Source organism: Mucilaginibacter gynuensis (assembly GCF_039541195.1).
GTDB classification, from domain to species: Bacteria; Bacteroidota; Bacteroidia; order Sphingobacteriales; family Sphingobacteriaceae; genus Mucilaginibacter; species Mucilaginibacter gynuensis.
In genome coordinates this window covers 1-23938 of record NZ_BAABFT010000032.1, presented here as the reverse complement: position 1 = coordinate 23938, position 23938 = coordinate 1, and the positions used below count along the sequence as shown (strand labels likewise).

25 protein-coding genes and 3 tRNA genes are annotated in these 23938 nt (G+C 43.3%); 14 read left to right on the top strand and 14 right to left on the bottom strand.

Translation table 11 applies throughout. The annotated features are described in order from the left end of the window. The 6 genes from ABD894_RS27800 to ABD894_RS27775 all read left to right on the top strand — a co-directional run. A partial coding sequence (locus tag ABD894_RS27800; protein WP_345214376.1) for a hypothetical protein occupies positions 1 to 184 on the top strand: 184 nt, incomplete at its 5' end. An 11-nt stretch (positions 185 to 195) separates the two neighbouring features. Next, complete coding sequence (locus tag ABD894_RS27795) at positions 196 to 1029, top strand: hypothetical protein (RefSeq protein ID WP_345214375.1); 834 nt, start codon at positions 196 to 198, stop codon at positions 1027 to 1029. Further along, positions 1030 to 2961 carry a hypothetical protein gene (locus ABD894_RS27790; protein ID WP_345214374.1) on the top strand — a complete coding sequence of 644 codons (1932 nt, stop codon included), beginning with the start codon at positions 1030 to 1032 and terminating at the stop codon, positions 2959 to 2961. Positions 2962 to 2964: 3 nt separating this feature from the next. Then, positions 2965 to 3387: a hypothetical protein gene (locus ABD894_RS27785; protein ID WP_345214373.1), complete on the top strand. Its 423-nt coding sequence runs from the start codon at positions 2965 to 2967 to the stop codon at positions 3385 to 3387. A gap of 3 nt (positions 3388 to 3390) precedes the next feature. Further along, positions 3391 to 6666, top strand: a complete 3276-nt coding sequence (locus tag ABD894_RS27780) for a hypothetical protein (RefSeq protein WP_345214372.1) — start codon at positions 3391 to 3393, stop codon at positions 6664 to 6666. 82 nt (positions 6667 to 6748) lie between these two features. Further along, entirely contained in the window at positions 6749 to 6994 is a 246-nt protein-coding gene (locus ABD894_RS27775; RefSeq protein WP_345214371.1) for a hypothetical protein, read from the top strand. A gap of 34 nt (positions 6995 to 7028) precedes the next feature. Here ABD894_RS27775 and ABD894_RS27770 read toward each other — a convergent pair whose 3' ends face one another. The 3 genes from ABD894_RS27770 to ABD894_RS27760 form a co-directional block, all read right to left on the bottom strand. Then, positions 7029 to 8204, bottom strand: coding sequence for a tyrosine-type recombinase/integrase (locus tag ABD894_RS27770; RefSeq protein ID WP_345214370.1), 1176 nt, complete (start codon positions 8202 to 8204; stop codon positions 7029 to 7031). A gap of 139 nt (positions 8205 to 8343) precedes the next feature. Continuing rightward, positions 8344 to 8416, bottom strand: a tRNA-Lys gene (locus ABD894_RS27765). A gap of 128 nt (positions 8417 to 8544) precedes the next feature. After that, positions 8545 to 9546, bottom strand: coding sequence for a WD40/YVTN/BNR-like repeat-containing protein (locus ABD894_RS27760; protein WP_345214369.1), 1002 nt, complete (start codon positions 9544 to 9546; stop codon positions 8545 to 8547). 157 nt (positions 9547 to 9703) lie between these two features. Between ABD894_RS27760 and ABD894_RS27755 the strand changes: the two genes are divergently transcribed. Then, positions 9704 to 9787 (top strand) — tRNA-Leu (locus tag ABD894_RS27755). A 69-nt stretch (positions 9788 to 9856) separates the two neighbouring features. On the opposite strand, the gene ABD894_RS27750 is transcribed toward ABD894_RS27755, so the two are convergent. Continuing rightward, the gene (locus tag ABD894_RS27750; RefSeq protein WP_345214368.1) at positions 9857 to 10675 is read right to left on the bottom strand and encodes an alpha/beta fold hydrolase; all 819 of its coding nucleotides are present in this window, start codon (positions 10673 to 10675) and stop codon (positions 9857 to 9859) included. 291 nt (positions 10676 to 10966) lie between these two features. Between ABD894_RS27750 and ABD894_RS27745 the strand changes: the two genes are divergently transcribed. The 6 genes from ABD894_RS27745 (at position 10967) to ABD894_RS27720 (ending at position 15391) form a co-directional block, all read left to right on the top strand. Then, positions 10967 to 11755, top strand: a complete 789-nt coding sequence (locus ABD894_RS27745; RefSeq protein ID WP_345214367.1) for a glycerophosphodiester phosphodiesterase family protein — start codon at positions 10967 to 10969, stop codon at positions 11753 to 11755. 229 nt (positions 11756 to 11984) lie between these two features. Beyond that, positions 11985 to 12485, top strand: a complete 501-nt coding sequence (locus ABD894_RS27740; RefSeq protein ID WP_345214366.1) for a peptide-methionine (S)-S-oxide reductase — start codon at positions 11985 to 11987, stop codon at positions 12483 to 12485. 265 nt (positions 12486 to 12750) lie between these two features. Continuing rightward, positions 12751 to 12834: transfer RNA gene (locus tag ABD894_RS27735), tRNA-Leu, on the top strand. A 104-nt stretch (positions 12835 to 12938) separates the two neighbouring features. After that, positions 12939 to 14144, top strand: a complete 1206-nt coding sequence (locus ABD894_RS27730; RefSeq protein WP_345214365.1) for a tyrosine-type recombinase/integrase — start codon at positions 12939 to 12941, stop codon at positions 14142 to 14144. A gap of 45 nt (positions 14145 to 14189) precedes the next feature. Further along, positions 14190 to 14714, top strand: a complete 525-nt coding sequence (locus tag ABD894_RS27725) for a hypothetical protein (protein ID WP_345214364.1) — start codon at positions 14190 to 14192, stop codon at positions 14712 to 14714. 2 nt (positions 14715 to 14716) lie between these two features. Beyond that, positions 14717 to 15391, top strand: coding sequence for an SOS response-associated peptidase (locus ABD894_RS27720; RefSeq protein WP_345214363.1), 675 nt, complete (start codon positions 14717 to 14719; stop codon positions 15389 to 15391). 3 nt (positions 15392 to 15394) lie between these two features. Here ABD894_RS27720 and ABD894_RS27715 read toward each other — a convergent pair whose 3' ends face one another. Genes ABD894_RS27715 through ABD894_RS27705 form a run of 3 tightly spaced genes read right to left on the bottom strand, consistent with a single transcriptional unit; the run spans position 15395 to position 17628 of the window. Then, on the bottom strand, positions 15395 to 16657 hold the full coding sequence (locus ABD894_RS27715; RefSeq protein ID WP_345214362.1) for a Y-family DNA polymerase: 1263 nt from the start codon (positions 16655 to 16657) through the stop codon (positions 15395 to 15397). After that, a complete protein-coding gene (locus ABD894_RS27710) occupies positions 16584 to 17081 on the bottom strand; it encodes a LexA family protein (protein ID WP_345214361.1) in 498 nt (165 codons plus the stop codon). The genes ABD894_RS27715 and ABD894_RS27710 overlap by 74 nt, the downstream gene beginning before the upstream one ends. Next, positions 17053 to 17628, bottom strand: coding sequence for a hypothetical protein (locus ABD894_RS27705; RefSeq protein WP_345214360.1), 576 nt, complete (start codon positions 17626 to 17628; stop codon positions 17053 to 17055). The genes ABD894_RS27710 and ABD894_RS27705 overlap by 29 nt, the downstream gene beginning before the upstream one ends. Before the next feature lie 181 nt (positions 17629 to 17809). Here ABD894_RS27705 and ABD894_RS27700 point away from each other — a divergent pair, with 181 nt between their 5' ends. After that, the gene (locus tag ABD894_RS27700) at positions 17810 to 18040 is read left to right on the top strand and encodes a hypothetical protein (RefSeq protein ID WP_345214359.1); all 231 of its coding nucleotides are present in this window, start codon (positions 17810 to 17812) and stop codon (positions 18038 to 18040) included. A 618-nt stretch (positions 18041 to 18658) separates the two neighbouring features. On the opposite strand, the gene ABD894_RS27695 is transcribed toward ABD894_RS27700, so the two are convergent. From ABD894_RS27695 to ABD894_RS27665, 7 genes are all read right to left on the bottom strand, one after another. After that, positions 18659 to 19501: a hypothetical protein gene (locus tag ABD894_RS27695; protein WP_345214358.1), complete on the bottom strand. Its 843-nt coding sequence runs from the start codon at positions 19499 to 19501 to the stop codon at positions 18659 to 18661. After that, on the bottom strand, positions 19491 to 19841 hold the full coding sequence (locus ABD894_RS27690) for a hypothetical protein (protein ID WP_345214357.1): 351 nt from the start codon (positions 19839 to 19841) through the stop codon (positions 19491 to 19493). Before ABD894_RS27690 ends, ABD894_RS27695 begins: the two co-directional genes overlap by 11 nt. An 8-nt stretch (positions 19842 to 19849) precedes the next feature. Further along, on the bottom strand, positions 19850 to 20392 hold the full coding sequence (locus tag ABD894_RS27685) for a TIGR02594 family protein (RefSeq protein WP_345214356.1): 543 nt from the start codon (positions 20390 to 20392) through the stop codon (positions 19850 to 19852). 87 nt (positions 20393 to 20479) lie between these two features. After that, a complete protein-coding gene (locus ABD894_RS27680) occupies positions 20480 to 20791 on the bottom strand; it encodes a hypothetical protein (RefSeq protein WP_345214355.1) in 312 nt (103 codons plus the stop codon). A 1-nt stretch (position 20792) separates the two neighbouring features. Beyond that, complete coding sequence (locus ABD894_RS27675; protein ID WP_345214354.1) at positions 20793 to 22910, bottom strand: phage tail protein; 2118 nt, start codon at positions 22908 to 22910, stop codon at positions 20793 to 20795. After that, positions 22910 to 23743 carry a hypothetical protein gene (locus tag ABD894_RS27670; protein ID WP_345214353.1) on the bottom strand — a complete coding sequence of 278 codons (834 nt, stop codon included), beginning with the start codon at positions 23741 to 23743 and terminating at the stop codon, positions 22910 to 22912. Before ABD894_RS27670 ends, ABD894_RS27675 begins: the two co-directional genes overlap by 1 nt. A gap of 11 nt (positions 23744 to 23754) precedes the next feature. Beyond that, positions 23755 to 23938, bottom strand: a 184-nt coding sequence (locus ABD894_RS27665; protein WP_345214352.1) for a hypothetical protein, incomplete at its 5' end; no start/stop codon positions are given.

The window sequence follows — 23938 nt, the reverse complement described above, 5'->3', positions numbered from 1 at the left end:
CACACCGATACTAAACAATTTCAGGTTGATGTACGCCGTAAATGGTGAAGGTACCGGAAGGCTGGGTGGTAGCCGTGGCTGCTTGCGTGACAGCCAAGGTAATGTTGAGATTTTCGAGCCTAATGGCCTCAACTTCCCGCTACATAATTGGGCACTAATCACTGACAGGGTAATAACACTTTAAATCTTAACATAATGAAAGGTTCACACTTTATAGGCACAGGAGATTACAATTATTTCCTGTATAAAATACCAACGGTCGACGAGTTTCTGACCGCTACCGGCATTACCGACCCCGCTTTAAAAACGATCTATAAACGGTTGTTTGATGGTGTGTATGATAACAACCTTCAAAGCAGGTTCAAGGGGTTTTACCCATTTGCTACGGCGTTAGCAGCGGCTCAAAAGTATAATTTCCTTACACCGGAAGATACTGACCTTGCGCATAGAATTGCATTCCAAAACGATGCATTATCGGCTCATACCGCCAAAGGATTTGTTCCTAATGCAGCCGGGTTGATTTACGGCGACCTTAATTACAGGCATGACGGTATCGCAGATATTCACATATCTGTTTACAATAGCACTGCCGAAAATCCGTCTTCAAGCGTTAATACCTGCCTGATGAAGGTAGGGCAAGCGGAAAACGATAAGATTACGTTGTCACGTAACCTGTCGGGCACTACGCAGGTGCGGATAGGTAGCACCTCATCTGTTGTGGTTTCCGCCGCTGCCGGTTATGACAGGGCCAAAACGGGATGGCTTTTGGGTAACCGAAGTGCTAACGCGGTAAAGCTGTATGATGACGCCCTTGAAATTGCGACAGGCACGGATAGCACGACCATGTCGCCGCATACAGGTTCAACGCTTATCGGTGCTGCATCGCCCGGTAGTGGCACCACAAGTTTGCGTTGGTTTTCGCAATGTGCTATTTCTTTTGCTTCAATCGGCTTAAGTATGACACCTACGCAAGTAACTGCGATGAATGGTGTCGTACACGATTTAAATACTTCGGTTAATCGATTATAAATGATCCGCATCGTTAACAGCGCGGGGAGAGCCTTAGAACCCGTACCCGGTCAAACTATTACGATAGAAAAACACAATCCGCTGTTTAACGACGCGGATAGCTTTTTTTCGGATATCAGCTACCCGTTTAAAGCAGGTTTGAACGAAAACAACAAGGCTTTTTTCGGGCTGGGCCACATGCTGGAATCGAGCAACTCGCTTTACCGCATCGATGTGCAGTTTTACGCCGAGGAGATATTGATGGTAACGGGTAAGATCAGCTACAGGATCAGTCCGGATGGCTTTGAGTGCACGCTTGAACCAAACCAAACAGCCATCAATTACCTAATGAAGAACGTGCATTTGTCGGACATTCGCACCCTTGATTCGGACCTTACCAGCGGCGATACCGAGGCCAAACTCAACGCGCTGATGTTGAACACGTGCCAGTTTCCGCAGAATTATAACTACATCTTTCTACCTATCCAAAACCCGAACATTGGGCAAGCGGGTGTTTCCAGTCGCGGGGCTATCAATTATTATAACCTCGATGCGCAGGCGTTTGAAAGCGGCAAACCATCAACGCCCTATTCGCTGGCAAACACCCCGTTTTTTAAACTCACCTACATTTTAAAGAACGTAGCACAGTATTTGGGCTTAACACCTGATGGCGATTTCTTTACCGACCCCTACTATGATGCCATTTACATTTATACCAGGATGGCTTTCGAAACGGGCTTCATTTACCCGAGCATGCGCTATATGCCTTACATGCTCATTTCTGATTTTTTGAAGCAGCTAAGGGAAAGGTATTATTTGGCGATAGATATCAACCTTTCTACCGCTAAAATGACAGTTTCCACCTTCCGGAACATCAAAAAAGGTACTAAAATAACCGATTTAACGCCTTATATCACCAATGTAATTGAGCACGAATTGCCCGAAAGCAAAGGCTATACGGTGAGCCTGAAAGCCGATGAGCAGGATAACGCGTTTAACATCGGCACAGATGATAACAAAACATTTGCGCCGCTTAAATACCTGATCGTAAACGATGGCAGCAATAAGGTGGAAAAAGCGGCCGGCGCGCTCAAATTTATTGAGCAAACCGCACCGGGATTGTTCAGCTACTTAACGGTGGATCAGTATATGAAGATCCCTACGCTTCCGCTGGATGATTACCCTTCGGAGTTTCAGCAGGATGATCCCCTGAATATCAATTCGGGCAACAAATGGCCGTTGCGGTTTTTCAGGTATACCGGCATGGTTGATGTGGGCGGTGGCAAGTTCTATCCTACCGCCGCAAGTGAAGATTTAAAGCAGGACGATATCGACTATTACCGTTTTTTGAACGACAGCAAGCAAATTACCCTGCATGCGGTGATACCGCCTTACGTGCTGGCTGAAATGCCAATGACCGATAAGTATTGCTTTAAGACGGAAGACGGAAACTACGTTTATATCATAATTGACCAGGTAGCTTACGATAAGCGCGAAAACGAAGAATTGACCGCTACCAAAATATATTGCCGGGTGCTCAACTATGACCTGGTGACCAAAGCGGAGATCATTGGCAACGATGCTACGCTATCAGAAAATAACCGCGTTAAGTTATTCCGCTTTAAGGCTTTTTTCGATGTTGATAAAAACGGCTTTAACGAGTTGCCTATTGAAATTTATGTAGGCGCACCCGGGAGTGGCTATACCGTAACCCTGCCGAACATCATTACGCCAACTACCTACAAGGGCACAGGCGGTTCGGTGGTGTCGCTTTACGAAAGGCAGGCGCATTTACAAACGCTTTTTGAGCTGCGCATCAGTACCGGGCAACCGCAATACATGGAATACCTGGGGCAACGCTTTTACTTCACCTACGATACCGCGGGATATTACAAAGCCACGCTCACGCTTGACAATTACCCGCTGGACGACTTTTACTGGATCAAATTTTAAGCTATGGCGAGCAACGTACAACAGGTAAACATGCACGATGCCGTAAAAGGCTGGGCAGAGGTGACTATCGACCGCTTTCATGAGGCGCTGGAAAAATACGGTATCGGCAAAATAGATGGACCGCTGATGCGCAGCCTCACCTACCAGTTGGTACAGGCCAATGGCGATGTTGAGCGGGTGATCTTAAAATTTAAACAGTACGGCCGCTTTATTGATATGCGCGTGGGCAGGGGCATGCCAATATCTAAAAAAGGAACATCAGACAGAGGCGTGAGGTACGGGAGGCGTAAAAAACCGTGGTACAGCAAAACCAAAACCCGAGAGGTTGCCATTTTACGCGAAGTGTTAGTACGCGATTATGGTGTTAATACCCTTGCTAATATCGAATCTGCCTTTGCAGGCACACAAATAATTAATCCGCTTTAAGCCATGGCCACACAACAAGAAAACGCAGTAATTAACCTGGTGATCAACGGTCAACAGGCGATAGGAACTTTTCGCGACCTCAACCGCGCGCGATCTGAACAGATTCGCCTTGTGCAAACACTCAACCGAAATGCGCCTAATTATGCCGAACAGCAACGTAGACTGGAAGATTTAAATGCAGCACATCGGGAATGGCGGGCAGAAATAGCTCGCGGAACCCGCGAGCAAAAGGGATTTTTTGATTCGTTTAAGGATGGGTTTACCGAAATGGCAGGTAATATTACTGCCGGTACCCTTATTTTCAAAGGTATTAGCGCGGGCATTGGCTTTATTAAAGACCTATGGAACGGTAGCGAGGCGGCATATCAGGAGGCCGTAAAAGGGCAGGCTCAACTTGATGCCGCATTGAAAAGCACACAAAATATTTCAGGGCAAACCAAACAGGGTCTATCTGATTTAGCAGGTGAATTAATGAACCTTACGGGTATTGATGACGATGTGATCAGCAAGGGTGAGCAAATCTTGTTAACCTTCACCAATATTCGGGGTGGTATTTACGAAGATGCTTTACCGGCTATTGTTGATATGACGGCAGCTATGAATCAGGGCGAAGTAAGTATGGAAGGCATACAAGGGACCGCCATTCAGGTAGGCAAGGCGTTAAATGATCCAATTAAAGGTATGACAGCCCTGGCTAAGGTTGGGGTGGCTTTTAGCGCACAGCAAAAAGAGCAAATAACCACGCTTGTAGAAACCAATCGCCTACAGGAAGCACAAGCTATCATATTAAAGGAACTGCAAAAAGAATTTGGCGGCGTGGCGAAAGCTGTTGCCGACACAGATGCCGGGGCGCTGCAAAAAATGCAAACAAGGCTTGGAAATATTCAGGAAAGCATCGGCGCATGGATTACCAAAGGGAAAGGCCTTGCGGTGGACGTGCTTAATCCACTATTAGGATGGGTAGAAGATTTTGTGGGCACGCCGCTTTCTGAAACCTTACATGAAGATCAGCGTAGCTTTTTAGGGTTAAGGTTGGAATTGGAAAGCAATAACACTACGGCCGAGCGAAGGGTTGAAATTATTAACCAGCTTAAAAGCCAGTATCCAGGTTACTTAAGCCAGGTGGATAGCGACAAAGTAAAAAACAGCGAACTGCTACCCATACTCGAAAAAATTAACGAGGCGTTTGTGCTGCGAATTGCCTATCAGCAACGTTCTGAAAAGCTTGATAAAGCGATTAAGGATGAAGCAGAGGCTATGAATAACAAGTACGATCAGCAACAAAAACTGATTATGCGTATAAGCGAAATTCAGCAAAGCATAGGCGAAGACGGCATTAAATTCACCATTAAGGGTAATAATGAAAACGAGAAGGCGGTTTTTATTTATAAAAACTTGCTCAACTCCATACGTGAACAGGCAAAAGGCAATTCAGATTTGAATAATATTCTTGCCTCTAACAAATATGACCTTCTCATACAGGGGCTTAATAGCTACGGCAACGCTATTGTATCATCAAATGAAAAGTTGAAGGATAGCCGCGCTGAAACCAAACGGTTAACCGACGACCTGAACGATTTTAAGAAGCAATCGGGGTATAACGACAAAATACCGGGAGCCGACCTGTTAGATGAACTTGCTAATAAAAGCAAAATACTGACAGTGGTAATGGATGGCGCTAAAAAAGGGAGCGCCGAATATATTAAAATGGTTGATGCGCTTAAGAAAGCGAATGAGGAGTTGAAATCGGGTGCGGGTAGCCCCGAGGCGGTTTCAAACATCAAAAAAACTTTAGCTGAGATTGATAATCTTATTAAACCACAATCGGGGCCAAGCCAGGATACACTAAATAAGCAACGTGCCGCGGCAGAAAAAGCAGCTAAGGAACTTGAAAAGTATAAAAGTGAACTACAAACTCTGCTTGAGCAAACCAATCAAATAGTAGCGTCCGCCAAAAAAGGAACTACCGAGGAGGTGCTGGCGCAGTTGCAGGTGATTGATGATAAGTACAATCAGATTATTCAGAAAGCTAATAAGTTACGTAACGATAAAAACTCATCTCCTGAAGATCGAAAAGCAATTGATGAGGCAATCGGCAATAACCGCGATGCGGCACTCCTTGAAAAAACCAATTACGGGGATAATGCGGGTTTCAAAAACGATCAGAGTGTTTTGAACGACCAATACGCTGCCGAGCAACAGGCATTAAAAGATAAGTACGCGCAGCAGCTGATCACCGAGGATGAGTACAACCAACAACAACTGGCACTCGAACAATCGCACCTAATGGATGAGTACTTTTTGCGCATCAGCTGGTACCAAAACACGGCCGATTTAGAGGCCAAAATGACCGACAACAAAATTAAGCAGGATAAAAAAGCTTATGATGCCAAACTGAAAACCATTAAAGACCAGCAACAGGCTGAACAGGCATATTTGCGCATTCAGCAAGCTATTAGCAATGAGCGCAACCAGTTGGCCATGACGGGTGTGAGCATTTTAAGCGCGGTTTTCGGCAAAAGCAAGGGTATTATGCTGGCGCAACTGGCCGTTGAAAAGGCTATCGCCATCGGCAGGATCATCGCTAACGAAGGTATCGAGATTGCCGGTTATTGGGCTTTTAACGCGCCGCTTGGTCCTGCGGGATGGGCTACTGCCACCGCTTTAACAACCGCGGCGAAAGTACGCGCCGGGTTATCGATCTTAAACGTAGTGGGGCAAGGCATCGCCCAGGGTATTACATCCCTTTCCGGAGATAGCGGATCTGATAACAGCCAGCAACAACAGGGCAGCATATCGGCCAATAGCTCAACCGGTAGCAGGCGCTTTGCCACGGGCGGCATATTGCCCAATGGCCCTACCCACGCGAGCGGGGGCATTAACCTGGTTGGCCCATACGGACAGATATACGGACAGGTTGAGGGCGGTGAGCCTATTTTAAGCCGCCAAACCTACGCCAATAACCGGGGCGTAATTGATGCCCTGCTCAATAGCGGCGGGGCTATGCTCGATTTCGAACGGGTAATACAGGCCACTACCGACAGGGAGGCAAGGCGCAGCTCAACTTTTGCTGCCGGTAATGCTAACGCTGGGGTATCCACCTCAACAGCCGATGCCGGCGTGCAACAAATGACCTTCTACAATGAACGCCTCGAACGCATGGAAAGGCTAATGGAAAATCAACTGAAGATTAACGAAAAGCCCGTAACTTTTTCGCGACGGGTAGCCGATGAAGAGGATGCACGGGTAATTCAGATAAAAAACAATGCAAATGCGTAAGCAGATTGTGTAATTGTGGGTATTGTATGTACAACTAATGGTTGTTAAATTGAACCTCTTATACAACCTAAATAATGCAATTATGATTAAGCAGTGCAAAAATTGCAGCAACGCCACCGGTACAGTGGCCGAGCTATTGAGTATCTATGAAAACGGTGACACCCCGCGAATGATGAATGTTTTAACGGAGACGGTCGCCCATGATGAAAATTTGCACCAGGAAGATCGATGCCAGCTCGCGCGCGTAATGCACCTGTTGATCGCCATGATGAAAGAAAAGGTGGATGATCAAAGCGAACAGCTTACCGAAATCAGAAAAGTAGGTTAACCCGCTCCAAAGCCTGTAAGTATCCCCTCCCTGCTTACAGGTTGTTGAAATTGTTCATTAATACGCCCTTTCGGTTTTCGCTCATCTTTACGTAAATCATGGTTGTTTTGATATCTGAATGCCCCAAAAGTTCCTTTAAAGTAAACACATCGCCTCCCATCTCGATAAACAGCGTAGCGAAAGTATCCCGGCTCACGTGGAAGCTAAGGCTTTTTTCAATCTTGGCATCTTTGGCGATGATTTTTAGCCAGTCGTTACAGGTTTGATCGGCGATAGCCTTAAAAAGCTGGCCTTTTCGCCCTTCTATAAGCGAAATGGCGTAGTCGGGGAGAGGTATTTGCACCTCCTTACCAAAGTTTTCGCCCTTTACCAGTTTCACCCGGAGTATATTTTTAACGATCATTTTGCGGTGAAGCTGCGCACTATCACTAACCCTTAAACCCGTAAAGCAGCTGAAAAGAAACTTACGCAGCACTTCGCGCATAATTTCGGGCATATCGGGTTCGAGAAATAACTTTTGAAGGCGCTTTAACTCATCCCGCTCCAATACCTCGCGCTCGCCAGCCACATATTTAAGCTTTATTTTAACGAACGGATCTTCAACCGAAAACCCATCCGCCGAGGCAGCGTTGAGGTAGGTTTGCAAGGTTTTAAGCGCGTTTACTACCGTGTTATATTTTAGTTTTTTGCGGAGCCACGCCTGGTACTTTAAAATTAATTCAGGCCTGATATCTGAAATGCTGAAAAAATCGCCGCAGTTGGCAAATTCTTTAAAACGTTCAAGGTTGGTATTGTGCCTGGTAACAGTTGAGCTGCCCAGCTCACCGCTGGCAAATTTTTCGTTTATTTTATTAGTCCAGTAGAAGATGAAGTTATCCCGGCTTTCATAATTCTCAAACTCGCGGGTAAATAAATCGAGCGTTAGCGGTTTGTTTTCCCCGAAGTAGCGTATTTTAATGCGGTTAGCACGCCCCTTTGCTTCGTTGATCACCATATTAACCGAGGCAACATCCATATCGTTCTTATGGCGCGGTAACGCCTCCTGTTTGGTTTCGTCGAAATGCGCTTTTGGCCAAAACACTTTCAAATTGTATTCTTTCTTCGCCTGATCGATAATTACCCTTAAATAGATAGTATTCGTGCCGTCTGCCCGTGTATGCGCCTGCGCTACCACCTTAAAACTTAATGATTGACCAAAATTTTTGCTCATGATAAAGTGTTTGTGAAACCATGTGCCGGGTTTATGAATAATTGGAATAAAATCAGGCGATAAAGCATTGGTTGAGTGGGTTTGTGAAACACAAAAACAGCCTCTACGGTATCGTAAAGGCTGTTTTTTGTTTGGGCAGTGATCCCGCTGGGATTCGAACCCAGGACCCCAACATTAAAAGTGTTATGCTCTACCAGCTGAGCTACGGAATCATTCTTTAAAGTTTTTCGTGTTACCGTTTCCGTTTAAAGTGGTGCAAATATAGGGACATAAACTATATCGTGCAAGTCTTATTTTTAAATAATTCTAAAGTTTTTTTTAAGCTATTCATTTCCAATAACTAAAATTTCAAAATGCCTATCTTGCCGCCATTCCCGGCCAGTAAAACGAGGTTTCCACGCCTGGCTTTGCGGCAAACGTTGAAACTGGTGGCATCAATTTGTTTCCATGTTTTACCACCATCGGTAGTAATATTGCTACCCGGGGTACCTGTTGAAAGGTAGGTTGAACCCTTAATATGCTCCGCTCCCGACTGATAACCTGCCGGATATGTGGCAGGCAGCACCCATTTTTTATCCTGAAAGTAGCAGGCTACCGAATCTGTCAGCTTATCTTTTTCATAATTTCCGCCGGTGATCAATATATCTTTTCCGTTAACGGCTAATGAGAATGCGCCCTTGGCTCCCTGCCCGTGCGCCACCGGAATATCCTGGTGCTGCCACTGCTTACCATTATTGGCCGATTGTATGAGGTGGGTAACCGTACCGCCGGTAACGATGAATAGATTATTTTTAACCACACGCAAACAGGTACCGCTTGCCGCGAAAGCCGCCTCACCGGTAGCTGCTGCGGGGGCGATGTCTGTGCGCGATGCCCATGTATTACCGCCATCGTTGGTTTCCATCAGCAGAAATTTGCCGTTTATCGGGTCGCCGAGTACCCAGCCATGCTGTGGGGTGCTGAAATCCATGGCATCTAAAAAGTAAGTGGTATCGGCATTGTTGTATTTCAACTGCCATGATTCGCCGCCGTCTGTGGTCTTCAAAATAAGCGCGGGCGTTCCTGATGCTATAATTACCGCTTCCTTGTCTGAAAAGGCCTCTATGTCCCTAAAATCGGCTTTCTCGTAGCCTTTTACCTGTTTCCATGCCCAGCTTGTGCCGCCGTCGGTGCTTTTGGCTACATAACCCCGGCTTCCGCTTGCCCAGGCTACATTGTCGTCAACTACCGAAAGTCCGCGGATGCTGGCCGGTTTGCCTTGTTCAACAATTTGGATAGTTTGAGCATTTAACCGGTAAACGAACAGCGTAAAACAGGCAATCAACAAGCAAAATTTCTTCATAAAGTATAGTATTGGGTACCTAAGTTAGCTATAGCGTGCTTATTTGCAATCATATAACTGAATTTTATAATTTATTGAGCGGATTTGCCCGAAACCTTTATATTTGCACCCTCGTTAGTTGAAAAGGCACAATAAAATGCGCCATTACAACTGAAAAGCCCGGGTGGCGAAATTGGTAAACGTTGCGGTCTCAGAAGCCGTTGAGAATTGTCTCTTGAGAGTTCGAGTCTCTCCTCGGGCACGCCCCACAAAAAACAAGGCCTTGTCATAATGCATGACAAGGCTTTGTTTTTTTATTGCAATTTGCAGGTTACGACTGTATAAAAGCTAATATGTCAGCATTAATGGTAGCAGCCTCTGTAGTAGGCATTCCGTGAGGGAACCCTGGGTAGGAGATCAGCTTTCCATTTTTTAACAATTTTACGGCTTTAGCGCCCGAAATAGGGAATGGAACAATTTGGTCGTCCTCGCCGTGTAATACTAATACCGGGATATCTACACTTTTCAGATCCTCAGTAAAATCTGTTTCAGAGAAAGCTTTGATACCATCGTGATGAGCCTTAACGCCGCCCATCATACCCTGACGCCACCAATTGTCTCTTACTCCCTGCGATATTTTTGCACCTTCGCGGTTGTAACCGTAGAAAGGGATAGTGAAATCTTGAAAATACTGTGGCCTGTTAAATGCGGTACCCTGGCGAATTTCGTCAAATATGGCCATTGGTACACCATCAGGGTTGTTTTCAGTTTGAACCATAAGCGGTGTAACCGCGCTTATAAGCACCGCTTTGGCAACACGGTCTTTACCGTATTTAGCTGTGTAATGTATAACTTCGCCGCCACCGGTTGAGTGACCAATGTGTACGGCATTTCTAAGATCAAGCGCTTCGGTAAGTGCTGCTACATCGGCCGCGTAAGTATCCATGTCATGACCTGATGATGCTTGGGTTGACCTGCCGTGGCCTCTGCGGTCGTGGGCTATTACCCTGTAGCCCTTTTCAAGAAAGAACATCATTTGGGCGTCCCAATCGTCGCTTGATAATGGCCATCCGTGATGGAACACTAAAGGTTGACCTGTACCCCAGTCTTTGTAATAAATTTCGGTGCCGTCTTTTACTGTAATTTTCATGTTTGATGCTGATTAAGTTTTACTTTTTAAATATGCTGATAGTTTAATTACGTTAAGTCAAAAAGATGTTATTTGTTAATTATTTATTTTGGCTGTAATCATCACTACTAATAACATGCCACTATGTAAATGATTGTTAGTCAATATTTTTATAAATGACAGCTTGTTTTGAGCCACGTAATATCGTTATTCTACGATGGATATAGTGTTAATATCTGTTTTACATTGAATAATTATTTTTACAATGAAATGCATAAAAAGTTTAGCCAAGTTATCCGGAAGATCGAAAACATGAAAAGATTAAACAAACTCATAATATTATTGATGCTGATTTCATTGCATGTATTTGGACAATCTGTAAAAATGCCTTTTCATTACCACTTAATTGCGCATCGCGGTGGAGTAGTAGATAGCACTGCCGGCGAGAACAGTGTCGAGGCCTTACAGGCGGCAATTAAACATGGTTATTGGATGATTGAAACTGATCTGCGGATAACTAAAGACGGTGTTTTTATCACACATCATGATAATACCTTTAAACGGTCTTTCGGTATTGATTCGGCGGTATCATCCATGACCTGGAAACAAATCAGCCAACTCAACAACAAGCAGGGTTATAAAGTGCAAAAGTTTGAGGCTATTTTAAAGCTTAGCAGAGGCAAATTGAGTATAATGATAGATAACAAAATAAGCAGTAATGATACCGTTATGTTTGCAAGGCTAATTACCTTGTTAAAAAAATACAATGCGTGTAAGTCGGCGATGATGATTGGCACTGATGAATCTACCGATTTTTTCACCGGTAAAATAAAGCTTAGTTGCACCCGCAAACAACTGGAAGATAATATGCTTAAGCCGGGTTATCAATCATCCAACTATTACCTTTTTTCAGATACTATCTCTAAGGATGATGTTGACTGGGCTCGTAAAAATAATATAATGGTAATAGGGGTGATCAATGCCTGGGCATATAAATCTGCCGCTATTTTACAGGAAGCACAACAACAAGCTGTTAAGCTGAAAAATGCCGGTGTTAATTATTTTCAGATAGACAGTGTTTTTGAACCTCTGTTTAAATAATGCCCGGCGGCTTAGTTGTCAAAAGTTTGATGAATAGTTTCATATAATTTCCGGTGCGTTTGGCAATTGTAGTTCCTTTTCAGTTACCGGTTAAAATTTTGTCATCCACCGAGCTCATCATGTGGCAGACGATGTAGGGCTTGTTTGTCATTTTTGCAGGTTTTATAAAGCTATAAACCCATTAAACGCGTTGTTGTTTATTGGTTTGGTTATTGATGGTTTTTAAATAATGGATAAGATAGGTTTTGGCGGGAGTTGCCATTGGTGTACGGAGGCTATATTTATGTCGCTAAAAGGAGTGACACATGTAGAGCAAGGGTGGATTGCCGCGGATGGTGAAGCAGCAGCTTTTTCAGAAGCGGTTATAGTAACCTTTAATCTCATTTCTTTATCAACACTTATCACAGTTCATTTACATACGCATAGCTGTACATCGAACCATAGCATGCGTTCAAAATACAGGTCTGCAATTTATACTTTCAATCGGCAGCAGGAAGTAACTTCAAGAGAAGCAATAACAGCATTACAGCCAGAATTTGCACAACAGATTATTACTGAAGTATTACCTTTCCGGGAATTTAAAAGGAATACTGCAAACTATTTGAATTATTATTACAGCAATCCTGAAAAGCCATTTTGTAAAAATGTGATCAATCCAAAATTAAGATTGTTGTTAAATCGCTTTAGTAACGAAGTTGATAGCGATAAGTTTAATATGGCAACAGTATAATCAGTTAAAATTGGAGATATCTATAATGATAAGTAAAGAAGATATCTGTATATATTACATTACTATTCGGTTTGTATTAAGAAAATGGAATTAATAACTGCCAGTTTATGAGATAAATAATAACATGATAAAAAAATGCCCGACCGCATTAACGCAGCCGGGCATTTACTAAATTGGACGATATTTACTATGGTAATTTTAAAAAGTAGCGATGTGATTTCCGTGTATCAAAAAATCGTCTATTTTTGCAGCGAATAAAGCAGATGCCCGGGTGGCGAAATTGGTAGACGCACCATCTTGAGGGGGTGGCATTCGTAAGGATGTACGAGTTCGAATCTCGTTCCGGGCACTTTAAAAACCGCTTCTGCGGTATCAGAAACGCACTTTTCTGACAGTAACAAAAAAAACGGGGTAAGGCGCGGGGTAAGCTTTTACGAGTTCAGAGAAGCAAGGATGAGACAGCGAAAAAAGCCTTATAAGAAGCCAACTATAATCCGTAGCACTAATGGTGACTGGCATGTTCAATATTATTATGAGCCACCAGACGCCCCTGGTACCTGGAAATTATTTAAAAGACGCGCGGGCATCAACTACATTAAAGGCCGCGACGAAAAAGAAAAAGCAGCTCAAGAACTACGGTTGGATGTTGAAGAGTGGCTTCGTGCTGGCAATGGTCCATACGATAGCGACTATAATGTTAAAACCCAAATTGTTCAACAGCTTGAGCAGGTCGAGGTAAAAAAAGTGGCATCAAGGCGTTGGACTATTACCAAGGCGATAGATGAATTTCGGAAACATGTCAAAAAGCAAGGCCTTGCTGATCGTACAAAACAGACTTACGATAATTATTTATACAATTTAGAGGGATACATCAAGGATAATCAGTTAGAAGGTTTGATTGCTTCGGAAATTGATGAATATAAAATCATTGAGTTTCTTGATCTGGAATCTGATAATCTCGATTGGTCCGCGCGCACCTACAATAATTACCTTGAGTTTTATGGCACTTTTTTTAATCGCTGCCAAAAGCTTGAAAGAGTTGAGCGTCGGAAAATTGTTTATGATTTTGATATCAGCGATATCGATTTAAAGAATACGACACCTCAAAAGAATAAGGCCTACACTCCCAGGTTGGTTAAAGAAATCAAATCTACTACCTCTAAGCTCGGATATAAAAATCTACTTGAGTATATGGAGTGGATTTATTTAAGTCTCATGAGGCCTGAAGAAATAAGGTCATTGTCTTTTAGGGACATTGACGAATCCGCCCGACAGATCAGGATCATTGGCAAAACCGGTGATCGTATTATTCCCATTTCTGATCAATTGCTGAAATTGATAAAAAAGCGATCTTCCAAAATGAAGCACTTTAATGATTTTGTGTTTGGCAAGGCCGGCGACGTATCTGCCGATAGGATGGGAGGGGATTACTTTAGAGAACAGTTTAAAGAGATTCGAAAAGATCTTAAGCTTGATGAGCGATATGGCCTTTATTCGTTCAAACATACCAGTGTCATTGCAATGATCAAAGCGGGATTTAAAGATAACGAGATCAGGGTTTTGTCCGGGCACAAAACTCAGGCAGCTTTTGAAGCGTATAAGCGGGACCTGGTAATCGACAACTCTCATGTGATGAAGGGTTCAACGATTGATTTTTAAACAATTACGAATGATTGCTGTAGTATTAAAATAAATTAAATAGCTATGGTCGACAGCTTGATATTAACAGTTACCGGGCAGGATGGTCATATCCGTCAAATTACACTTTCTCCGGTCCTAAATGACAATGAGCATAATAATGTTTATTCGGTTTATGAAGGTGAAACGTGGGGTGGCGATTTTGCTTTTGATGAAGATCATACTAAATGGGAGTACATTGGCGAACTCCCTTATGACGAGCAATTGCAAATCGTAGAAGCGTTGTACTATCATTTGCAATCGCCTGAAGGCGGATTTCCATCAGATATGATTGTAGATACCAATGAAGCTGAATTCCCGATACCACACATAGCGGATACTATTAAATTCACTGCTTATCACGAAGGTGTTATGTCAGAATTTGAAATAGTACCCAATGAAGGTAGCTTCGGAGTTTTGATGGATGGAAAGCTCGCCGCAGAAGTTGAGCTTGATGAAGATGGCCTCACTTGGATCGTATCGAACGGCGAATTAGATGATGACGTTTTAGTGCAGGATATCGGCCGTAAAATAGAAGATAAATATAGATAATTATGTGCGCACGATACACCTTAAGCAGTTCTGAGAAGGAAATACTTGCTGCTTATTCGGCAACAATGACCGAGCCCTTTACGCCCACGATAAATGCCCGTATCACTGAACGTATGCCGGTGATCACTGCTGATGAGCCTGATAAGATTCAGCAGATGCATTTTCAATTAGTAGCCCATTTCGCTGAAGGCCCTAAATCTGTTAAGGCAACTTTCAATACCCGCGATGACAAGATCATGGAAAGTAAACTATGGCGGCCTTTATTTGTGAACCACAAACGGGTGTTGATACCGGCTAACGGCTTTTATGAGTTGGATAAAGTGACGGCACCGCAGGAAAACCAGGTATATAAATTTGGCTTAACTGATCGCGAAATATTCTCCTACGCGGGCCTCTGGAGTAAGTGGGTTGGTCCTGGCTATGAACTACCGTATTATAGCTTTTCAATTATCACTACTGAATCCAATACGAAAGTCGGTAACGTACATGACAAAAAGCGTATGCCGGTGATTTTGAATAAAGAAGATGAAGCGCTTTGGTTAAGTAAGGACGTTTCGCCTGCACAGCTTATGCAGTTGCTTAAGCCTTATCCTGATGATCTGATGTATGCTGAGCGAAGTTCGGTTCGGGCAAATACCCCGGGGTTAATCCAGTCTGGTGACCAAAATAGTTTATAAGATTTATCCTAAAGTCAACACCTCATCAATCCTTGTTGTATATCTTTTACTTAAAAAGCCCTGACGCATCATCCACGGCTTTTCATAGCCCATGGCTGCGAAGCGTAAAGTATCTTTGCCCATCGCTTTATTGATTCGATCTGCCAATTTCGACACGCGCAGCATCTTGTCTCGTTTTTCATTATCAGCGAGCAGGTAAAGCTGGCCAGCTGCTGCCGGTGTTAGCTTTGTCATAAATACCCCGACCTTTTGGTAAGGGTAACCGGGCTTGTAAATCCGTTTCAAGCATTGAACGGCATAATGAATAAGATCCTGTGTTAGGTTTGATGGTATAGCCAGATCAATTGTATAGGCGGCGCTTTTAAGCTTATGCACTACCTCAAATTGACTGGTCATTAAAAACACCTGTATTTGCCCGCATAGCGATCCCTGCTCACGAAGTTTGGGTGCCGAGTTTTGAACGAAAGCACATAACGCATCTTCAATCACTGCATAGCTATCAGTTTTTTGACCGAAACTCCTTCCTGTGCAAATCCCTTTTTTATCGGCTGGGAAATATTCCATACTCAACACCGATTTGCCGTTCAGTTCGTACCAAGTGCGGAGGCCGGTAATCGTAAACCGTTTTTGAACATACTCAAAGTTGTTAATCCGCGCAAAATCGAGCGCTGTCTGCTTTCCTATCTTTATAAGCTTGGCGGCATTTTTTGGCCCGATGCCCCAAACATCTTCTATAGGTAAATGCTCCAGTGCGAACAACCTGCGTTCCTCATTATCCAAAACACATACTCCGGTACTGAAATATTTTTTAGCTATTCTATTCCCAACCTTAGCCAGCGTGCGAGTGGGCCCGATACCAATACAAACCGGAATGCCCGTGTATTGTAAAATTCGCCTGCGCAGTTCGATAGCCATTTTTTCAAGATCATGATTTTTGAACATCCGGATATCGCAAAAGCTTTCATCGATGCTGTATATTTCCATTTCCGGCCACTGTTCGCGAACGATCGCTGTAACCCGGCGCATCATGTCTTGGTATAGGGTATAGTTTGATGAGCGCCACCAAAGCTTACCCTCTTCAACCATCTTCTCCATCTCAAAGTATGGCGTGCCCATCTTTACACCTAAATCCTTCGCCTCCTGGCTGCGAGCAATCGCGCAGCCATCGTTGTTACTAAGTACAACTCCGGCTTTACCCCGGAGTTCCGGCTGGAAGATCCTTTCGCAGGACACATAAAAGTTGTTGCAATCTATTAATGCGAACATGATTGTGGTTTCTTTGGTTCAAAATAGTATGTGGTACAACTCCTTCAATTGTTAACTGGTCAAACTCGTTTACGGCATGCGGGCCATATTTAGGATTATCTGGCATTAAGTAAATCTTACTCATAAACTCAATGTAGCACGCTAAAATATGCTGGCCATTCAATACCGCGACAATGATATCTCCCGGCAATGGAGTGAGGCTGCGATCAACGACTAATAGGTCATTCGTTTCAATACCTGAATATTGCATGCAATCACCGGTAACCCTGACATAAAAGGTTGCCTCCGGATGATGGGAGACGTATTCGTCTAGGCTGATTCGGTCTTCTTCATAATCGGTGCCAGGGCTTTCAAAGGCCGCATGTATCCAAAACCCCGCTAATGGCCGCTTGAGCTCACCCTTTGTATATTTCCTGACCACCATCACCGTTATCCTGCCCGTTACCTCCCGATTGATCTTCACCCATTAATACTCTCCATGTATCAGGCTCGCAATTGTCTTCGGTCAAACCGTCCTCAAATTGATGGTGATCATAATAAGCCCGATAAAATGGATCGTCGTTAATAGCCGAAAAGCCTTCAAAATAAATACCCATGCTATCAGCGAAAAATGACATTGCTTGTTCCACATAGCTACGAGGCCATTTTGTTTGATCAGGATCTCGCTCTCGATTTAGAACCTCAAAGTAAAAGGCATCTAATTTGGGCTCTTCACCAGCTTGCATTGCCTCCTCTATTTTTTTTGATATTTCGGTCCAATGGTTATCAAGGTATAATTCAAAGTCCTCATCTGAACTAAATTCAGACCTATCCTTTGGCTGGTTCTCCGGATCGCCAATGTCAGCTACATACAATATGCTATGTTCAGGATCGCCCAACTTCCTGTTTCTGGTAGCAAGCATTTTGAAATCAACAGATTCATCTGTAATTAAGAACGACTCTCCACTCGGTTCGACTTTGAAATTTTCCATTACTTTGATTTTTGTTTTACAAAACTATGCTAAAAATATTAGCAAATCCAAATAATGTTGATAAGATTTATATTTGGCCTTCATCGTGGTTTTTAGTTTAAAACAAAGGTTCTTTACAATCTTTTCAAATAATTTATAACCTAAGCATCGAACTTGCCGTTATAATTATTAATATTAAAACATGTTTACATTCCAAGTACAAATTCCATTTGGAGTTGAATTGAAAGAAGTAAGTCTTACGAAAGTCGTAGGTATCAGGGAATCCTGGTATATATATGTTGACGGAATTTATCAGGCTGCAATAAGAAAAGTAAGAGATGAATGGTACATATACCCAGGGGAAAAAAACAGTATAAATGAAAAAAACCTGAAAAGATTATTATCAATTATCACCGGCCGGGATAATGAATAATTAATTTTTTTTTAAACCATAATTGATTTCATTCGTAAAAGCAGTTTCAACATTAATTACCTTAAACAATAATAATATGGTTGTTACCCCTACAATCGAAAATGAATACAACGTAACGTGTCCTAAATGTAACGGCAAAGGCGTAAGGAGAATTCCAAGATCGCGTTTTGTGAAAATGTTACTTTCAGACAGCCTGAGGCATTTCAAGTGCTACAAGTGCTTTCACACATTTTATAAAAAAACCAGTTGATTAGATGGGCTTTGTAAATGGTTTAATATTCGTAGCAATTGTTGGTTGCCTGTACCTATCTTTCAAGGATCATAGATAAAGGCACCAATTACAAGGCGTTGAAAAAAACAAGCCCTATCAAAGATAAACCAGCAAGGAGTAAAAATGTCGTCGCCTTTTGTTTTGAACTCATTATTTCTGGTATCCGGCCAGAACCAGCAAGCCTTTGGTGCTGTAACTTGTAATAATAAAAGAGGCAAATAAATATTGCAAATACAATAAAAAACACTAGTAAGTTCATAAGTATGCAAATTTGTGCATATTTAGCGAATTATATCATGTTCATTTGTGAACGTTTTATTGACGTGAAAAAGCGTGAAACTTTCACGCTAAAATCGTATCAGGTCGTACCTGGCTCCAATAGATGGCCGCCACTGGTTAGCATCAACATCATAGTAATAGGTGCCAACCAAGCTAAACCTCTTGAAGTCGAATTGCAGTCCCGGGCCGACATTTAATAATTTACGTGAAAAGCTATAATTAGATACGGCCTGTACGCGTAGGCCAAAGGTCGGTTCCTTTTGCTCTACCACTAAACGCTTAACTCCGTTCACTGTAGTGCGCGGATCACTGGAGAAGATATCAACGTAGCTTTTCTTAGCACCGAGCAGCCATTTCCGTTTCCAGTATTGTACCACATGCAGGGAGTCATTATAAGCGAAGTCGAACTGGCCATTGTCGGTTGTGTCGCCGGGTCGAGCAGGGCGATAGGCCAATTGCAGGTATTTATCCTTATAATAGTAAGTCAAGCGTTGAAGGCTATCGTACTTCCGTTCGGCTTTAAGCTTCTCGTATTTTGTAACAGTTGCCACTTGAGTAATTTCTTGCAACTGTTTGCGGGCAATATTCAAAGCCTGCGCGACTGTATCAATCAACCCTCCAGATATAGCGGTACCGTTCTGATACCAATTATTTTTAAGCTTATTCTCGTCATCTTCAACTACAACGTGCTTTCTGCCAGCGGTATCGATGTAGCGATTGATGATGGTAGCTGCCTGCTTGACCGTTGCCTGGCTTTTGGTGTTTTCTGATTGCGCGTATTTCAGATCTTTACCTTGATAATAAATATAACAGCCCGACCCGATCAGGGCCACAAAAAGAACTGCTATTGCAATTTTAAATCCGGTGTTGCTGGGTTGCTTAACCTCAGCAGTGTTTTCTTTATTTGTCATTGCTTTTTACGATTTGTTTAGCTGGTTTTTCCAACCTGGTACGAGCGGTACTATCTGTTTTATCAATTACCTGTTTTTGCCGGTCGATGATATTGTTCTTGTATAAAAGCTCAGTTGATAGGCTTATATATTTGCTTTGCCAATCATAAATGATACTATCCTTTTTGGAGGCTACACGCTGGAGTGTTAATATGCGCTGATCGCAATTTTCGTCGCTCTTATTCACTCTCAGCTGATAAACGCCAAATAAGAAAGCGGCCACGCTACAGAGGGTTAGAATGATCCACTGTACCGGGCGTTTCTTAAGGTTATCAAGTTCTTCTTTATTAGGGGTAGCCATTCTCACTATTACGCCTCGTTTTTACTTAATTCACCTGTTTCCGACAATAAGATCTTGCGAACGTTGGCCGGCTCACCAATCTTATAGGCAGGATATCGCGCACCTAACAACCGGCTTTTATCAATCCAGGCAAAGCCTACTGCATTTGACTGATTGCCGCCATAAACCAAAAAGGCATGTGCATTCTCACCAACGTAAAAACCCACATGGCCGCCGCCGTCTCGCTGGAATACCAAAATATCCCAAAGCTTTTCCTGCCCTTTGGGCCGCGCTTTTCCCCAGTTTATCCATTGACGAGCTGAGAGTAATTGAGCGGCTTTGAAAGCATAGCCAACTCTTTGCATCACAACTCCTACAAATAGGCCGCACCAGGGTATATCATCGTCCGTGTACCAACCCGACACGCCGACCTCTTTGGCCCATGCCATGATGTTTGGATCGCTGCCTTTACCAACGTGTTCAAGGATGCCATAGTGAAATAATGCCTCTTTTAACTGGCGGGGAGCCGGTTCATTGTAAAGCCATGAATATTTTGAGGGTAATGCTTTCATCGTGTGATATTACCCTTCAAAAATCCTACATATTTGATTGACGAAATAAAGTATTAGTGTGACTGGCAGCTAAGGCAACTTAATAATTTAAATGCTCGCAATTTTCTCTACCAATGAAAGAATATCTTGAGTTATTCCGCCCGCTCTGCTAAGTGTATAAATGGATTCCTTGAGATAATTTAGCTCTGTCTGGGTAAACTCTACTTCTTTAGCCATGCCTTTTTGTGCATCCCAGTGATAGCCATTTGCTGATTGTTTTAAAGCGATATGTAGCGCCTCATCTTCCTCGATCATGACCTTGACGCGGATATCACGTTGTACAGCAGCTTCAGTGATGCTGTCTTTATTTTCACTAAATATATGCGGTAATAGTAGCCGCTGTTTGATAGATAAATTCATATTATACAGGTCCAATATAATTTTGGTCAACAATAGATCCATTCACAACTATAAACTCATATCGCTGATCACCTTGTCGGTACTCAAAGGCGCCGGATATTGTTTTTTGCCCGTTCATAATAACATCTCCTATAACATTTAAAGCTGTGTTATTATCGGCTCCCGAGGCCTCGACGTGCAAAGCAATATTTGTTTTCGGAAACAAAGGATCAGTTTCCGCACGTTTGTTTACAATTCGGCCAACCAGGCTATACTGGCCACCGCCGCTTATCGGTATCAACTCGGTGCCAAATGAAAACTCTTTATTTAAGCTTGAGCCACGGATCAAAGCAAAGTTTTCGGTAATGCCATATTTAGGATCAGATATGATGCCATTGGGTGTAATGTCCCAGCCCGCCGGCAACAACTCGCCATCGCTGGCACCATAGCCTAACTTTACCCTGCTGGCGAACATCTGCCCATCATCCAGCACGCGCCAAATAGCAAGATCTTTGTTAACATATTCCGCCCCGGCGAAAAACCGTACCGATTGGTTGCCGGCATCCGTCACGCCGGTAATACCGGCATTATTTATCGCGCCAGAACCTACAAGTAGCGTTCCTGATGCCACTATACCAGCTGCCTCATCAATCGTTACTCCCAAATAGTCGGTAATTTCTTTCACCCCTTCGGCAGTTGCCTTTGCTTGAAGGGCATTGTTATAAGCCAAGTTAGTAGATTTACCAACAAGCTTTAATTCTGAAGTTTGGATTTCCCTTTCAACTGCTTGTTGAAGGTAGGTCGCAATAACATCATTCTGCGCCAACTCAAGCGTATACTTGAACTTGTTTTGCACATCTCGGGTAAAACCTATTATCCGGATATTGGCATCCAATCCAAGCGCGGGCTCTTTAAAACGAACGTAGTTGCCTAATTGGATAACAATATTTCTGCGTTTAAAGTCCAGCGGATCACATACCACAGAATAAGCTGCCGGTGGCACCTTTCGCTTATCAAGATACTCCTGTGCTTTTGCTTGCAATTCATTTTCGGCCGCGGTGATGTAGCTGGCTGGCATATTTATATCTATCAAAATATACTGGTCACCAATAGCCGGGTGTAACAAATCAGAGGGAAGCTCAAGCGCTTTCTCATCCTTATTGGTGATGATCTTGAAAGTTTTTGTAGCGTTTGTAAAACCGCCATTGGCCGCCAACTCAAAAGTGTACCCCGCAAGTTGGCCAGTCTGGAATATGACTTTTGCGGAAATACCCGGTAGCAACTGCTCATTTACATTAAAGTCAATTGCGCTATCAATAAAGGAGAACTTATCGATCATGCTGGTGATGATCCCTAATCGCCTCGGGTAAACCTCTTCAAAAAATACAGTTTCTTCAACAACGCCATACAGATCGGTATTAGCCTGAATATAGGGCGAGCTACCTGGTAGCTTCAGCCTTTTTGAAAAACCTTTATAATCTGCCGGTATATTACGTTCGGAACCGTACGCGTACAATCGAGTTACCAACTTGATATCGTTGGTTTCAATGCGTGAGATCGTTTCGAGGCCTTTACCTTGGCCATATTCGAAAGTCAAATCCTGCACAACCCCGCGCTTTGTCATGTGAATGGTTTTCCCCTCTATCCACCATTCAATATTGAAGGTGCTGGCAATGGTTCCCAACACAGGTAAACATTTTACACCGTTAAATGGCAGGTTTTTATACTCGGTAACATCGATCACGCCTTTTGTCCAGCCTGATTGATCACGGTTTGCATTTGCTATGAGCAGATCAATGAACGTTTCTGCATTACCCATAAGCGTAAAGTCGCCGATGGTCATCGCGTTCTCTGCATCATAGTTCATGTAGGCAACTTTATCCAGCTGATAGGGTGGCCCTTTAAATACGCATCGGTAAGAGTGCTTTCTCGAAGACTCTTTATCTACCGGTGGCAATGCCATTAAAAGCGTATACACCGAGCCCTCATATTCAATTTCATCATCGATTTGAAAATCGATCGGCTGCGACACTTCAATATCAAGCGTGAGCAGATCTTCACCCATGATTCGTTGCGATTGTGGCCCGGTCGGGGTTACAATCGCAACGATACTATCGCCACGCTTCACTTGATACTGCATTACAACCTGTTTACTGAGGTGTTTAAATCATGAACAACGACATTCATCGCAGCCACTTGCGCCGGTGTCATGCTTAAGCCTATTGACGCAAAAGAAATAGCACATTGCGAAAACCAACGTAAACTTGCGGTGCCACTACCGGGCGATGCAGCGCCGATAAGCGTTGATCCTGTATGCGGCGACATGGTCGTGCTATCCATGCCTGTCGCAATTTCAAGCGCGTCATCATATAGCTTTACAGCGTTAGCGCTTCGGTTACCCAAAAGCCAACCCGTTTTAGCCCTGTCATAACCGGCAGCGGCGGAAACCACTACAGATGAGGTGCTACCTATGCGAACCTGCGTAGTGCCCGACAGGTTACGCGACAACGTGATCTTATCATTTTCCGCTTGCCCTACCTTCATCAGGCAGGTATTAACGCTTGAAGACGGATTTTCGGCAGTGCTATTGTAAACAGATATGTGAATATCTGCTACACCGTCATGCCTGTAATTTAAATCGCCGTATATAAGACCGGCTGCATTAGGTACGAACCCTTTTGCTGTATGTGCTGTTAATGCATCGTTTTGGAATGCAATCCTATGCGCAAGGTCAGTATCTTCCGGTGTAAGGAAATTATACTTTTGAGCCGCTGCTAACGCCGTAGCAAATGGGTAAAAACCCTTGAACCTGCCCTGAAGGTTGTTATCATAAACACCATCAAATAACCGTTTATAGATTGTTTTTAAAGCGGGGTCGGTAATGCCGGTAGCGGTCAGAAACTCATCTACCGTTGGTATTTTATACAGGAAATAATTGTAATCTCCTGTGCCTATAAAGTGTGAACCTTTCATTATGCTAAGATTTAAAGTGTTATTAGTCTATCTGTGATTAGTGCCCAATTGTGTAGCGGAAAGTTGAGGCCATTAGGCTCGAAAACTTCAATATTCCCTTGACTGTCACGCAAGCAGCCACGGCTACCACCCAGCCTTCCGGTACCTTCACCGTTTACGGCGTACATCAACCTGAAATTGTTTAGTATCGGTGTA

Coding starts and splice junctions, on each gene's coding strand:
- ABD894_RS27795 (WP_345214375.1), top strand. CDS start 196: ATGAAAGGTTCACACTTTATAGGCACAGGAGATTACAATTATTTCCTG.
- ABD894_RS27790 (WP_345214374.1), top strand. CDS start 1,030: ATGATCCGCATCGTTAACAGCGCGGGGAGAGCCTTAGAACCCGTACCC.
- ABD894_RS27785 (WP_345214373.1), top strand. CDS start 2,965: ATGGCGAGCAACGTACAACAGGTAAACATGCACGATGCCGTAAAAGGC.
- ABD894_RS27780 (WP_345214372.1), top strand. CDS start 3,391: ATGGCCACACAACAAGAAAACGCAGTAATTAACCTGGTGATCAACGGT.
- ABD894_RS27775 (WP_345214371.1), top strand. CDS start 6,749: ATGATTAAGCAGTGCAAAAATTGCAGCAACGCCACCGGTACAGTGGCC.
- ABD894_RS27770 (WP_345214370.1), bottom strand. CDS start 8,204: ATGAGCAAAAATTTTGGTCAATCATTAAGTTTTAAGGTGGTAGCGCAG.
- ABD894_RS27760 (WP_345214369.1), bottom strand. CDS start 9,546: ATGAAGAAATTTTGCTTGTTGATTGCCTGTTTTACGCTGTTCGTTTAC.
- ABD894_RS27750 (WP_345214368.1), bottom strand. CDS start 10,675: ATGAAAATTACAGTAAAAGACGGCACCGAAATTTATTACAAAGACTGG.
- ABD894_RS27745 (WP_345214367.1), top strand. CDS start 10,967: ATGAAAAGATTAAACAAACTCATAATATTATTGATGCTGATTTCATTG.
- ABD894_RS27740 (WP_345214366.1), top strand. CDS start 11,985: ATGGATAAGATAGGTTTTGGCGGGAGTTGCCATTGGTGTACGGAGGCT.
- ABD894_RS27730 (WP_345214365.1), top strand. CDS start 12,939: ATGAGACAGCGAAAAAAGCCTTATAAGAAGCCAACTATAATCCGTAGC.
- ABD894_RS27725 (WP_345214364.1), top strand. CDS start 14,190: ATGGTCGACAGCTTGATATTAACAGTTACCGGGCAGGATGGTCATATC.
- ABD894_RS27720 (WP_345214363.1), top strand. CDS start 14,717: ATGTGCGCACGATACACCTTAAGCAGTTCTGAGAAGGAAATACTTGCT.
- ABD894_RS27715 (WP_345214362.1), bottom strand. CDS start 16,657: ATGTTCGCATTAATAGATTGCAACAACTTTTATGTGTCCTGCGAAAGG.
- ABD894_RS27710 (WP_345214361.1), bottom strand. CDS start 17,081: ATGGTGGTCAGGAAATATACAAAGGGTGAGCTCAAGCGGCCATTAGCG.
- ABD894_RS27705 (WP_345214360.1), bottom strand. CDS start 17,628: ATGGAAAATTTCAAAGTCGAACCGAGTGGAGAGTCGTTCTTAATTACA.
- ABD894_RS27700 (WP_345214359.1), top strand. CDS start 17,810: ATGTTTACATTCCAAGTACAAATTCCATTTGGAGTTGAATTGAAAGAA.
- ABD894_RS27695 (WP_345214358.1), bottom strand. CDS start 19,501: ATGACAAATAAAGAAAACACTGCTGAGGTTAAGCAACCCAGCAACACC.
- ABD894_RS27690 (WP_345214357.1), bottom strand. CDS start 19,841: ATGGCTACCCCTAATAAAGAAGAACTTGATAACCTTAAGAAACGCCCG.
- ABD894_RS27685 (WP_345214356.1), bottom strand. CDS start 20,392: ATGAAAGCATTACCCTCAAAATATTCATGGCTTTACAATGAACCGGCT.
- ABD894_RS27680 (WP_345214355.1), bottom strand. CDS start 20,791: ATGAATTTATCTATCAAACAGCGGCTACTATTACCGCATATATTTAGT.
- ABD894_RS27675 (WP_345214354.1), bottom strand. CDS start 22,910: ATGCAGTATCAAGTGAAGCGTGGCGATAGTATCGTTGCGATTGTAACC.
- ABD894_RS27670 (WP_345214353.1), bottom strand. CDS start 23,743: ATGAAAGGTTCACACTTTATAGGCACAGGAGATTACAATTATTTCCTG.